Raw genomic sequence first — 13,067 nt, 5'->3', positions numbered from 1 at the left:
CGCGCCGCGATTGTGCGTCTCGGCCCCGCCGGCATCTGGACGTTCCCGGTTCTCTGGATCGCCCACGAGTACCTGCGCACTCTTGGCCAACTCGCTTTTCCCTGGACCAATCTGTCGCTGTCCCAGGTCTGGGCCCTGCCGCTCCTGCAGATCGCCGAGTTCACCGGCGATCTCGGCGTCGGCCTGCTTGTCGCGTTGGTCAACGTCTGCATCTTCGAATCCTGGCGCCAGTATTCGGACCGCGGCTGGCGGGTGGCGTTGCGCTACACCGTGATCGCCCTGCTTTTGCTCGCGGCGCCGATCCTCTGGGGCGCCTGGCGCATGGGGCAGATCGCCTCCGCCGACACGGTCCGTGTCGCCGTCCTGCAGGGAGACATCGACTCCTACGCCAAATGGGAAAACGATTTCGTCGACCGCTCGATGGCCATCTATGAGACGCAGTCGCGCGCGGCGGCCGCCGCCGGCGCCGAGCTGATCGTCTGGCCCGAAACCGCCGCCCCGATGTACCTGCGCTCCGACCAGCGCTACCTGAAGGAAATGCGCGATCTGTCGCGCGAACTGCGCGCCCCGCTGCTGGTCGGCACCCTCGAATTCAAACGCCTCGACAACGGCGGCTATCTGCGCTACAACGCCGCCGTGCAACTGGTCCACGGCGTTTACCAGCCGGACTTTCACGCCAAGTTGCACCTGGTGCCCTTCGGCGAATGGATTCCGTTTTCGAATTATGTCCAGGTGCTTGACAAACTCGAAGTCGGCGGCGCGCATTTCACGGCGGGGGAGAAGTATGTTCTCTTCGAGCACCCCAAGGGCCCCTACGCCGCCGCCATTTGCTACGAGTCGGTTTTTCCCGGGATCATCCGCCAGTTCGCGCGGCGCGGCGCCCGGTTTTTTGTTACCATCACCAACGATGGCTGGTACGGCTTCAGTTCCGGGCCGCCGCAGCATGCCGCCCATGCCATCCTGCGCGCGATCGAGACACGTTGCCCGTTCGCCCGCGCCGCCAACACCGGCATCTCGTGTTTCATTGATCGGATCGGAGTCATGCACCAGCCCACCCATCAGTACATCCCGGATCTGCGCATCCACGATCTGCCCCTCGGCAAGCCCGGTGAGATGACCTTCTTCGTGCGCCATGGCCTCTGGCTCGGCCAGGCCTGCGCCGGCTTCGCGCTGGCGTTGATCCTCTGGTTGGCCGTCCCCATCGGGCGACGCAAGCCCCCGGTCAAATCGCCGCTTCTGGCCCTGCTGATTCTGTTGCCGTTCTCGACCGCGCAGGCCTCACCGCGTTCCTGGACCAACTTCACCGACGTCAACGATGTCAACGCCATTGCATCAGCGGGCGACACCGTCTGGGTGGCCACCGACGGCGGCCTGGTCCGTTTCCTCGACAGCGATCCGGACGCTCAGACGCGTTTCACCAACGCCGATGGCCTCGGCGGCAACCGACTCCGGTTTGTGACCGTCGATGCAAACGGCGTGGTCTGGTGCGGCGGTGAAAACGGCCGCCTCTCTCGCCGTCTGCAGGACCAGAACTGGCGAACCTATCTGTTCGAGGATGACGCCGGGTTGCCCATCCCGCTCAACGCCGCCACACCCGGCCCCGACGGCTTCCTCTGGGTGGCCTCCGACAGGGGCGTGCACAAGTTCGACACCCAGCGCAACGGCGGCGAAATCAAGGAGTCGTACACGCGCATCGGCGACTGGCCGGATGAGTCGGCGGTCGCCGACCTCGTTGTCGTCGGTGGCATCCTCTACGCCGTTGGCGCCAGCGGGGTCGCCGCGGCCGATGTCAACGATCCGTTCCTGCTGGATCGCTCCCATTGGGCGACGCAACTGACCGCCGAGCCGCTGCGGTTTCTCGCCTACATCGGCGATGTGGAGTCTCGCATCGTGGCCGGGGCCGCTGCCGGGTACTCCCTGGTGTCATATGACCCCGGAGAACACTCGCTTAGTCTGGGCGTCTTTGTCAGTTCCCCAAACCTCGCCGACGCCTACGGCATGGACTACCACATCTGGTTTCTCTCTGCCGATGGCCGTTTCATTGCGCGTGATTTCCCCAGCTTGCGCGTCCCGCCGCAAGGCACCGTGCCCGCGCCCGTGGCCGCGGGATTCACCAGCATTCATCTTACCGACAACGCGGTTTATTTCGGTCAGACCAACGGCGGCCTCTGGCGGCTGGGTGACGCCGGCTGGACTCACATCGAGCCCGATGGGCCGCTCGACAACGACCTGGCCGCCCTGGCCATCGGCCCCGATGGCCGTCTCTGGACCGCCCACACCAACCGCGGCGCCGCCTTTCTCGACGAGAGCGGCTGGCACACCATCCCTTACATCTCCGCCGGCGCCAGCGGCCCGATGACCTCGGTCGATGTCGCCCCCGATGGCGGCGTCTGGTATGGCATCTTCGGCGGCGGCGTTTGGGCGGTCGATCCGGCCGATCCGCAAAACCCCGGCGCCGCGATCAATTACAAGAAGCCCAACAGCTCGCTCATGTGGGTGCAGAACCCGACACGCCCCGCCGACTTCGAGTATGTCGTCGTGCAGGATGTCGTCGTTGACCATCAGGGACGCGTCTGGTGCGCCAACGGCTTCGCCGACTCCGGCGCGGTGATCGCCTGGAACGACCATGGCTGCTGGGGACGTTTCGATCAGGCCGATGGCATTCCCTCCAACCGTCCCGGTGTGGTCTATCCGCTCGACTCCAGCGTGCTGGTCGGCTTCGCCAACATCGGCATCGCCGAGATCAATTTCCGCGAGCCGCTCTGCGAAGATGGCCGGCCGGTGACACAGATTCCCCGTGTCGCCCGACGCACCTCCGCCGATGGCCTCCCGTCCGATGACATCCGCGCGATCCTCTATGACCAAAGCGACTCGCTCTGGGTCGGCACCAATCTCGGCCTGGCCCGCTACGCCCGCGACCGCCGCCGCTTCTTCAAAGTCGAGATGCCATCCGAGGCCGGGCTGACCGTCAACACGCTTGCCGTCGATGACGCCAACGGCATCTGGATCGGCACCACGCTCGGTCTGGTGGTCCGCGACGCCGCCGGCGCGATGACGTTCTACAACTCGCGCAATTCCGGCCTGGTCGGCGATCATGTCACCCACATTGACATCGACCGCGCCACCGGTGACATCTGGATTGCCACGCGATCCGGCGTGTCGCGCACGCCGGGCCCGCCCCCCGCCGCCGCCGACATCGAACAGACCGTTGCTTACCCCAATCCCTTCGAGATCGGCGTGCATGAACGGGTCCATTTCAACGCCCCCTCCGGCAGCCGCGTCACCATCACCACCGCGGCCGGCCGCACCGTGGCGCAGATCGACTCCGATGTCGGCTGGGATGGACGCACCCGCGGCGGCGAATGGGTCGCCACCGGCATCTATCTGTTCGTCGTGCGCTCCCCGCGGGGCGACTACGGCGCCGGCAAGATCGCCGTCATCCGCCGCTAAGCGCACCGCGCCGCCCGCACTTGCCGCCGCGCGCGCGGCAACGTACCTTTGCCCCACACCACGAGGCCAGCGTGTCCAGCATCGTCGCCGTTCCCTACCAGCCCCAGCACCGCGCGCAATGGGACGACTTTGTCGCCGCCGCCAACAATGGCACCATGTTCCACCTGCAGCAATTCCTCGACTACCATCCGTCGGGCAAATTCAACTTTCATCATCTGTTGTTTTTCGAGGAGGACCGCCTAATCAGCGTGCTGCCCGGCGGGCTGCATGCCCCCGACGTCTTCGAGTCGCCGGTCGGCGCCAGTTATGGCGGGTTCGTCCTCCATGACGCTTCCTTCGATCAGTGCCTCGGGCTGGTCGACGCGCTGCTGTCCTATGCCGATCAGGCCGGCTGGAACGACATTTCGCTGACCGCCGCGCCGTTTGTCTATCAGGCCTCCCTGGCGCAATACATCGACTACGCGCTCCTCTGGCGCGGCTTCCGCTACGATTGCCATTACATCTCCAGCGTGATCGATCTGCGCCGTCACGGCGATGACCCGCTGCCGCGCTTCTCCGCCTCGGCGCGCCACATCATTCGCCGCGGCCAGCGCGCCGCCAAGCTGCGCATCGAGCAGAACGAGGACTACGAGGGCTACTACCCGGTGCTGGTCGAAAACAAGGCCCGCCACGGGGTCCGTCCCACCCACACCCTCGATGATCTCCGCCGTCTGCGCGAGCTTCTGCCCGGACGGCTTGTGCTCTTTAACGCCTACCTCGATGATGAGCCGATCGCCGGCGCGCTCAACTTTGTCGCCAACCCGCGCGTCCTGTTGGTGTTTTATCTCATGATGCGCTACGAGCACGAGGAGCACAAACCGGCCTATGCGCTCATGGAACGGGTGGTGCGCCATGCGCTCGAGCACGACTTCCAGTATGTCGACATCGGCGTCTCGCAGGACACCCGGGCCGCCAACCCGATGACCCCCAGTCTCAATCTGATCCGCTTCAAGGAACGGTTCGATTCCCACGGTGTCATGCGGAGCACACTGCGGTGGCGACGGCCGCGATGAACGAGGACGCCTGCTTTCTGTTTCGCGGCGACATCCGCTACGACACCCGTCTGCGCAACATCGTCCACGCCTTTGCCCGCATGGGCAATCGCTGCCGTGTGATTCAGGGCGCCGGCGAGGATGCGGACTTCGAAACCGCCGATGCCCGCGTTGAATCGTTCGCCTGCGCGCGGAGTGGCCCGCTGGGGTTTGTGCGCTACTGGCGGCGGTCCGCCCGACACGCCGCCGCCATCCATGCCCGTGTCTGGTGGGCGGCCGACCTGTACTCCCTGCCGCTGGCGGTGCGCCGCGCGCGCGCCAACGGCGGCCATGCCGTCTATGATGCCCGCGAGATCTTCGCGCATCTGGGCTCGCTGCGCGCGCGCCCCCTCACGCAGGCCTTCTGGCGCATGCTCGAACGACGCCACATCCAGCGCGCGCAACTGGTCGTTGCCACCGGCGACCTCGATGCCCGCTTCCTCGCCGAGCGTTACCGGATCACCCCGCCCTTGGTGCTGCGCAATCTGCCGCAGTACCAGACGCCCAAACCCAATCGCCGGCTGCATCAGATGCTGGGATTGCCGGAGGACACTCCGATCGCGCTGTACACCGGCGGACTGCAGGAGGGGAGAGGCATCGAGTTGATGCTGGCCATGGCGGCGCAGCTGCCCGCCGCCGCCTTTGTCTTCCTCGGCAATGGTCCGCTGGAGTCGCGGATCCGTGACACCGCCCGCACGTGTCCCAACGTTCACCATCTTAACGCGGTTGCCAACGAGCAGGTGGTCGAGTACACCGCCGGCGCGGCCATCGGCCTGGCGTTGATTGAACCGATCTCGTTCAGTTACCGGCTGGCGCTGCCCAACAAACTGTTCGAGTACATCATGGCCGGCATCCCGGTGGTGGTCACCGACCTGCCGCAGATGCGCGACATCGTCGACGAACACAAAGTCGGGCTGGTCGTGCCGCCGGGCGCCCTCTCGGAGGCGGTGGCCGCGGCACGACGTCTGCTCACCGACGCCGCCTTCCATGCCCAATGCGCCGCCAACGCCCGCGCGGCGGCCCGTGTCCTTTCATGGGATCGTGAGGAAGAGAAGTTCATCGCCGCGGCACGCGCCGCCGGACTGATGTAGACCCATGCCGCGTCTCTTGCTCATCGCCTACTACTTTCCCCCCTGGGGCATGGGGGGTGTGCAGCGTGTCGCCAAATTCGCGCGCTATCTCCCGGAATTCGGCTGGGATGTCACCGTGATCGCGCCCGAGGCGACCGGCTACATCCGGCAGGATCCGTCGCTTCTGGACGAACTGCCGGCAAGCGTGCGCATCGAGCGCATTCCCGTGCGTGACCGGGCCGGCGCGATGGCGCCCGAACAGGGCGTGATCCGACGCCTGGGCGCGGCGCTCTCTCGCTGGCGCGATCTTCCCGATCGCCACAAGGGCTTCGCGCGCCTGGCCGTGACACGCGCGCGACAGTTGATGGCGGACAACCCGTTCGATGTCGTGCTCACCTCCTCGCCGCCGCCATCGATCCATCTGGCCGGTCTGGCCCTGCGCGACCGCGCCGTCTGGATCGCCGATTTCCGCGATCCCTGGCGGGTGCGTCCCGATGACTATGGCCCGACGCTTGTGCACCGTCTCCGCAACAGCGGTCTGCATCATCGCGTCCTGACGTCCGCCGATGCGGTGGTCGCCGTCACGCCCGAACTGGCGGCGCACTTTCAGTCGCTGGCGCCGAACGCCGTCGTGCACTCGATCCGCAACGGGTTCGATGAGGCCGACTTCGACGGTCTCACTGCGCCCGCGCCGCGCGCGCAGACAACGGCGCTTTTTCCCGGCACCTTCAGCCGCCTGTCCGATCCCCGCCCCGCCTTGCGGGCGCTGGCCGTCTGGCGGAAGCAGAATCCGTCACAATCGCTACGGATTGTGCACACCGGCGCGACCCTGGATGTGTCGTTGGCGACGACGCTCGCCGAGACCGGGCTGGCCGACATCTATGACGACCGCGGCTATCTCGATCACCGCCGCGCCGTCGCCGCCTTGCTGGCGGCCGATCTGCTGGTCATCGCGCACACCGATCCCGATGCGGCGGCGGTCAGTGTGCCCGGACGCATCTACGAGATGCTGCGCGCCGGCCGGCCGATCCTCGCGCTCGCTTTCGCCGACAGCGCGCTGGCCAATCTCCTGCGCGATCAGCCCGCCTGCGCGGTGGTCGCACCGCATGATCGCGCCGCGGCCGTGGCCGCCATCGAGCGGCTGCTGGCCGGGCCGCGGCAACCGTTGCGCGCTCCGGAGGCGCTGGCGCCGCTTGCGCGCCGCAACCAGACCGGCCGGCTCTCCGACTTGGCGCGACAGCGCCTGTCCGCGCGGAAGGGGGGAGGGCGATGACCGACACCTCCATCGGGATTGTGATCGTCACCTACAACTCCGCCGACATCATCGGCCCCTGCCTGCAGTCGCTGCATGGCGCCGCGTCCTGTCCGCTCAAGGTCGTGGTGGTCGACAACAACTCCGCCGACCGCACCATCGATGCCACATCCCGCGCCCTGGCGGCGGTGACGATCATCCGCAATGACGCCAATCTCTACTACGCCGCCGCCTCCAATCAGGGCCTGCGCGAATTGGATGATCCCTTCATCCTGTTGCTTAATCCCGACACGGTGCTGCCCGAAGGCGCGCTCGATCAATTGCTTGCCGAACTGGCCGCCCACCCCGAGGCCGGCGCGATCGCCCCCATGCTGGTCTTCCCCGATGGCACACGCCAGCCGTCGCTGCGCGAATTCCCCGGCCTCGATACCCTCTGGTATGACCTGACCGGGCTGGCGTTTCTCTTTCCGCGTTCGCGCATCGTCGGACGCTGGCGCATGGGATATTTCGATGGACTGACCGCTCGCGCAGTCGACCAGCCGATGGCCAGCTGCCTGCTCATCCGCCGCGAAGCGCTCGACCGCGTCGGCCCCTTCGATGAGTCATACCCGATGTTCTTCAACGATGTCGACTGGTGCGTCCGCCTGAAGTCCGCCGGTTTTGCGATCTGGTACACTCCCGCCGTGCGGGTCCATCACCTCGGCGGCGCCACAGTGAAAAAGTACCGTGCCCGCATGATCTGGATGGGCCACGCCGCCTATTTCCGCTTTCTGCGCCGCCGCCACCGCCGCCATCCCTTCCGGCTGCTGCTGACCTGTCTATCGTGGCCGCCGCTGATGCTGGCCGCCTTCCTGCGCTCACTCCGCCACCTGTTTCACTGATACTCCTCGATTCAGGACAAGGGGCCTTCGGCCCCGTGGCCAAGCCGACATTCGAAAGAACGTCCGGGAGGGCGAAGCTCCTGCTGAGCCGCCGCAGCTGGCGGGCGCTTCAGGTAATGATTCGACAATCCGCTCAAGGAGAGGGAATGTGCATGGCTTCAACAGGGTGATCCTGCCGCAGCGGCTCGCCGGGAGGCTCGCCCTCCCGGCATATCCCGTGATCAAACCACGGGACATTCCGGGAGGGCGAAGCTCCTGCTGAGCCGCCGCAGCTGGCGGGCGCTTCAGGTAATGATTCGACAATCCGCTCAGAGAGAGGGAATGTGCATGGCTTCAACAGGGTGATCCTGCCGCGGCGGCTCGCCGGGAGGCTCGCCCTCCCCTGTGGAATTTCAGGATGTGTCGGCGCCAAGCGGCTGAACGCCGGCTCCACCGCAAGAGCATCAAAGATCGCAAGCCATTGCAGAGAGTGCCGGGTCTTGGGATGACGAATCTCGGGAATGCCTTGAGGTCAGGCGCGATATATGCCAGCTCCGCGAATCATACACGAGTCGCAGGGGCAGGTCTGAGACCTGCCCTTGGTTCGACCATTCGCTTGTCCGGGATGCCGACCTACCGCAAGAGGACCAACTTTCGCATCACCACACCGCGCTCCGTCTCCACCCGCGCGAAATACACTCCGCTGGCCAGTTCGCCTCCCGCATCGTCGCGCGCATCAAACGCCAATCGCTGCGGTCCTTCGCGCACTGTTCCCCGGTGCAGAGTGCGTACCCAGCGACCGAGAATGTCAAACACATCGATCCGGACCTCCCCTTCCGCCGGCATCCCCAACAGGAGCACCGTCGCATCATTGAACGGATTCGGGTAGTTCGACAGCGCCAGATACTCCGATGGCACCCCATCTTCATCATCAAAGACATCCGAGACTATTGAAAACGGGAGGGTGTCCACCCACACGCGGTCCCCGGCCCGCACGGCCGTCAACGTCGCGGCCTCGGCATACGGCAACGTCACTTCGACAGCCAACGATCCATCCGCGCCGGTCTCGCCCAGCCACCACACACTGTCGCCGATGGAAAGCGTGATCGCCACACCCGGCGCGGCGAAGCCGTCGCTGGCGGCAAAGAGATTCCAGCGGTTGACGCCGGCGGAGAAATTCGCTGGCGCCACCACCTGCAACGCGCCCGGCGCCGAAGTCCACACCGGCGTCTCCGGATCGCCATACAGATTGTTGCCGAAGACCAGATCACGCATCGACCCATACGCCAGTTTCGCCAGCGTCTGGTAGAGGCCGACGTGATTGGGGATCAGCGGGTCGGCGACGCGTTCGTGGAACGCCCGAATCAATTTGTAGGAACTGGCCACCCAGCCCCAGCGCGACTGCCCGACAAAAGCCGCGGCCCCGCCCTCCGGCATCAGTAGCAGTTTCTCCGCCATCGATTCGCCGACTGCATACGCATAAGGCGGGCTGTCCAGATCGAATCCCCCCTGGTCGCAGGCGGCCGAGAGGTGGATGCCGGGGGTCGGCGTCGGCGCCACCAGATTAAGGTACCCGTTGTCATCGCCGCCGGGGCCATTGGAGAAGACCTGCGCCCGCGGCCAGTTGTTGATTCCGGCCGAGCGCACCACAAACGCATCGGCGCGTCCATGCGCGAAGTAGTTGACCCAGCCGAACCCGCGGCGCAGCGCATCCTCAAAAGTCGGTCCGTCGGGGTAAGAGGGAGCGGGGTCGCTGCCCGACGGCGCCTCGATCATGGTCGACAGATCATGCGCCAGCGTCGGCAGCATCGCCGCCGCCACCAGCCCGTGCTGACCGATCCCGCCGTCCCAGTCGCGGAACTGGTCGGTCGACACCGACAACGCCCGCGCGAGATAATCGCCGGCTTCCGGTCCGCGCTCGTAGGCGATGATCTTGCGGACGGCCGCCTCGGCTTCCGCCGCCGTTGAGTAGGGGAGACGGCCCACGTACAGCTCCGGGTAGATCTCCGCTCGATCGTCGAAGAACTCCCCGAAGATGCCATCGCCGTCGAGATCCCACTCGCCGTCCAACTCGCCGAAATACAGATCGCAGACCTGCAGTTTGTATGGATCGCCGCCGTAGTCGGGAATGTCGGCGTAGGCGTACCGCACCGGCGCGACCGTCTCATCCCCGCCGATCACCGCCCAGCGCAGCCCCGCGGCATACGCCGCCGTCAGGTATTCACGCACCGCCGCCGCCGCATCCGTGCCGGGATACTGCGCCGTCACCGCCTCGATCGTCGCGATGCCCGAACGGATTCCCCGCGCGCATTTCCAGCGCGCCAGTGGACGCACCGCCTCGACAAACGCGGAGGCGGTGATGATCACATGTTCAACGCCCAGCGGCGCGCCGGTTGCGATGACATGCCAGGGGGTGTCGCCGAACGCCGGTGAGAGGCCGCCGCTACCGGGCGGGCTGAGCGTCTCACGAACCGTCTCTCCCAGCGGGTCTCCCACTGCCAGTGTCTCCGCCGGCCAGTCGCCGGGACCGGCGGCAACACCGTCATCAATGGTAATGGTGGCCCGCCGTGCCACGATCAGTCGCCTGCTGTCGGGTAGGTAAGCCAGAGGACACCAGACCAGGCCGGTCACGCCATGGCCGCTGAAATCGCCGCCATGGACCTGACGCCAGCCCATGCCGGGGAAGGGCTGGGCGCTTTGATAAATCTCCGGACTCGGCGCCGCCGCCGGCGCGGGTGCGGCGGTGTCGCTGGTCATGACATCCGCCGGCCAGGGCGCCAATGGCAATGACAGCGACAATGTGTCCGCAACGAGGAATTCCAGATTGAGGATGGAGTCGGCGGCCAGCGGCAGAGTCGCTTCGAGCCAGGGCAGACCGGGTTCGCCGGGCAATCCGCGAACACCAAACGGCGACTCCGGCAACGTGGCAAACCCCGCCACGCTGCCGATGTCGCCAACATCTATGTGGGTTGGAATTGGTAACTCGAAGGTGCGCGGCCGTGCCTGTGCCCATCCGCCCGGTAGGCACATCACTACAATGAACAAGACCCCCGCAATACCACTGCGCCCGCGGACCATCTCCCCCTCCGCCTCGCTCCCATCACCCCCCGTGATGGACAGTCTTCGGGCTTGGGCAAGCGGGGTGCCGGAAATCTAAATCCACCGACAATTCAATCTGTCGTCATAACAGATTGACCATCAATGGGTAAGGCATTTGAAGAAATTTAGCGACACGGCGCATCGTGCCGCTTGTGGACGCAATCTCCCCAACTCTATGGGTTTCGGCCCATAGTCTGGACGACTGTCGCAACGCCCTCAGAGACAGCAACTTTTCCCTGTCACGAAATCAAAATAGTTCTTGCGCTGGTGGTAGAGGATGGCGTAGAATGGCACAGGAGGGCAGAACTCTTCTGCCGGATCGGCCGTTGTTGAACAACACAAGTCGTTGATCCGCTTCGCATTATAAGCAATTAGCGGATCTTGCAGTGGGGTGGGCCGTCCTCCTTTGGTGGCATCAGATGGCAGAGAACCAGTCCAAAATCACCTCAATCGGGTTCTTCGGTTCTCACGACGGCCGCGTCGATGACAAAGGCCGTATCGCGTTGCCCACCAGTATACGCAATCAGGCCACCGGCGATTTGTCGCTGCAGTTTTACTACGTCACGCCGCGCGCGCACCTGCGCATCGTCTCCGGCGCCGAATGGCGGCGCATGCAGTCCCGCTTTGAAGAACACGGTTACAGCAGCACGCACGTCGAAACATTCACGACGCTGATGATGGAGTATTCCGGCCCGGCCGCGCTGGACACGCAGGGACGTCTGCTGGTCCGCGCCCGCGACCTCGAACTCATCGGCGTCGACGCCAAAAATCGCGATGTCCGCATCGCCGGCAGCGGCGGCGTCATCAATATCTGGGAGAAGGGCCGCATCGAGGCGTTCAAGGGGGGCGAACGCCTCGTGCTCAATGAAACCTTTCGTCAGTACCTGGAGGCAGCGTCACAATTGACTCTCTAAGAGGGCAGGGCAGGGGTGATCAGTCGGGGACGGGCCACCGGCCCGTCCTCGCCGATCAGGTCGCGGATGCGCTGATCACGGATCGGTCCGGCATCTACCTCGATGGCACCGTCGGCGGAGGAGGGCACGCCGAAGTGATTCTCGGGAAACTGACCACACACGCGCGCTACATCGGGCTGGACCGCGACGCCGAGGCGATCGCGCGGTCGCGCGCCCGTCTGGAGCCCTTCGGCGGCCGGGTGACGATCATTCACGCCGACTACCGCGATCTGGCGCGCATCCTCCACGATCTCGGCATCGCCGAAATCCACGGCGCCCTGCTCGATCTCGGGCTCTCGTCGCTGCAACTTGACAATCCCGAGCGCGGCTTCGCCTACCGACTGGCCGGCCCGCTCGATCTGCGCTTCGACACCTCGACCGGCCCGACCGCCGCCGAATGGCTGGCGGACGCCGACGAGGGGGCCATCGCCGAGGCGCTGCGCGTCTATGGCGAGGAGCGCCATGCCCGCAAGATCGCCCGGCTGATCATCGCCCAGAAGTCCCGCGGACTGCCCATCCTGACCACCGGCGACCTGGTCGCGTTGATCCGGCAGGCGGTCGGCGCGCATGGCCCGGAACTGGGACGCTCCGCCGCGCGTGTCTTCCAGGCGCTGCGCATCGCCGTCAACGATGAGCTGGCCGCCATCCCGAAGGCGCTGGCCGACGCGGTCGATCATCTCGCCGATGGCGGGCGGCTGGTCGTCATCGCCTACCACTCGCTTGAGGATCGCATCGTCAAAGACTTCATGCGCGAAGTCTCGCGCGCATGCTCCTGTCCGAAGATGTACCCGCAGTGCGTCTGCGGCGCCGATCCCAAGGGGATACTGCCGCTGCGCCGCGCGCTGCGTCCTTCCGCCGACGAAATCAAGATCAACCCGCGCGCCAAGTCCGCGAAACTGCGCCTGTTCGAGCGGCGTCGTCGTCTGGGGGGCAGACGATGAGCCGCGGCGTCGTGTCGCTGGCGCGCAAGGTGCGCCCGGCCTGGTGGGTCCTGATCTTCTGCGTTGCCACGGCGGGCGTGTGGCAGCGCTATGAAGTGGTCCGCATGGCCCGGACCATCGAGCTGACGCAGGCGCGCATCACCGTGCTCCGGCGTCTGCACGCGTCGCTGTCGGCCGACTGCTCGCGCCTGGCCGCGCGCGAGCGGATTGAAACGATCGCGGTCAAACAGTTGGGGATGTCGCCAACGACCCGGGCGCAGAAACGGACGCTTGTGATCGACTCGTCCGTCGCCGCCTATGCCGCTGGTGAATAGGACGGAACCGTTGGGACCGGGGGGTACCAACACACGGAGGCGCGGGGCCCGAGACCGG

At 65.9% G+C, this 13,067-nt stretch carries 9 protein-coding genes; 8 read left to right on the top strand and 1 reads right to left on the bottom strand.

Going from position 1 to position 13,067, the window contains the following annotated elements:
• The 5 genes from lnt to VNN55_04400 all read left to right on the top strand — a co-directional run.
• Positions 1 to 3,450, top strand: a 3,450-nt coding sequence (gene lnt, locus VNN55_04420; protein HWO56793.1) for an apolipoprotein N-acyltransferase, incomplete at its 5' end; no start/stop codon positions are given.
• A 71-nt stretch (positions 3,451 to 3,521) separates the two neighbouring features.
• Positions 3,522 to 4,502, top strand: a complete 981-nt coding sequence (locus VNN55_04415; protein ID HWO56792.1) for a GNAT family N-acetyltransferase — start codon at positions 3,522 to 3,524, stop codon at positions 4,500 to 4,502.
• Complete coding sequence (locus tag VNN55_04410; GenBank protein HWO56791.1) at positions 4,484 to 5,611, top strand: glycosyltransferase; 1,128 nt, start codon at positions 4,484 to 4,486, stop codon at positions 5,609 to 5,611. The genes VNN55_04415 and VNN55_04410 overlap by 19 nt, the downstream gene beginning before the upstream one ends.
• Positions 5,612 to 5,615: 4 nt before the next feature.
• Positions 5,616 to 6,863, top strand: a complete 1,248-nt coding sequence (locus tag VNN55_04405) for a glycosyltransferase (protein HWO56790.1) — start codon at positions 5,616 to 5,618, stop codon at positions 6,861 to 6,863.
• Complete coding sequence (locus VNN55_04400; protein ID HWO56789.1) at positions 6,860 to 7,723, top strand: glycosyltransferase family 2 protein; 864 nt, start codon at positions 6,860 to 6,862, stop codon at positions 7,721 to 7,723. Before VNN55_04405 ends, VNN55_04400 begins: the two co-directional genes overlap by 4 nt.
• Positions 7,724 to 8,335: 612 nt before the next feature.
• Here the strand turns inward: VNN55_04400 and VNN55_04395 are convergent.
• Positions 8,336 to 10,642 carry a C25 family cysteine peptidase gene (locus VNN55_04395; GenBank protein ID HWO56788.1) on the bottom strand — a complete coding sequence of 769 codons (2,307 nt, stop codon included), beginning with the start codon at positions 10,640 to 10,642 and terminating at the stop codon, positions 8,336 to 8,338.
• 578 nt (positions 10,643 to 11,220) lie between these two features.
• Here VNN55_04395 and VNN55_04390 point away from each other — a divergent pair.
• Genes VNN55_04390 through VNN55_04380 form a run of 3 tightly spaced genes read left to right on the top strand, consistent with a single transcriptional unit; the run spans position 11,221 to position 13,009 of the window.
• Complete coding sequence (locus VNN55_04390) at positions 11,221 to 11,715, top strand: hypothetical protein (protein ID HWO56787.1); 495 nt, start codon at positions 11,221 to 11,223, stop codon at positions 11,713 to 11,715.
• Positions 11,703 to 12,695, top strand: a complete 993-nt coding sequence (rsmH, locus tag VNN55_04385; GenBank protein HWO56786.1) for a 16S rRNA (cytosine(1402)-N(4))-methyltransferase RsmH — start codon at positions 11,703 to 11,705, stop codon at positions 12,693 to 12,695. Before VNN55_04390 ends, rsmH begins: the two co-directional genes overlap by 13 nt.
• A complete protein-coding gene (locus tag VNN55_04380) occupies positions 12,692 to 13,009 on the top strand; it encodes a hypothetical protein (protein HWO56785.1) in 318 nt (105 codons plus the stop codon). The genes rsmH and VNN55_04380 overlap by 4 nt, the downstream gene beginning before the upstream one ends.
• Positions 13,010 to 13,067 lie beyond the last annotated feature (58 nt).

Source organism: bacterium, assembly GCA_035559435.1.
In the GTDB taxonomy this organism is placed as follows: Bacteria; Zixibacteria; MSB-5A5; order WJJR01; family WJJR01; genus JACQFV01.
Note: the sequence above shows the minus strand (reverse complement) of the source record. Positions and strands in the feature narration are given on the sequence as shown.

Excerpts from the sequence above, each read along its gene's own strand:
- VNN55_04390 (HWO56787.1), top strand. The coding sequence starts at position 11,221 with ATGGCAGAGAACCAGTCCAAAATCACCTCAATCGGGTTCTTCGGTTCT.
- VNN55_04400 (HWO56789.1), top strand. The coding sequence starts at position 6,860 with ATGACCGACACCTCCATCGGGATTGTGATCGTCACCTACAACTCCGCC.
- VNN55_04380 (HWO56785.1), top strand. The coding sequence starts at position 12,692 with ATGAGCCGCGGCGTCGTGTCGCTGGCGCGCAAGGTGCGCCCGGCCTGG.
- VNN55_04405 (HWO56790.1), top strand. The coding sequence starts at position 5,616 with ATGCCGCGTCTCTTGCTCATCGCCTACTACTTTCCCCCCTGGGGCATG.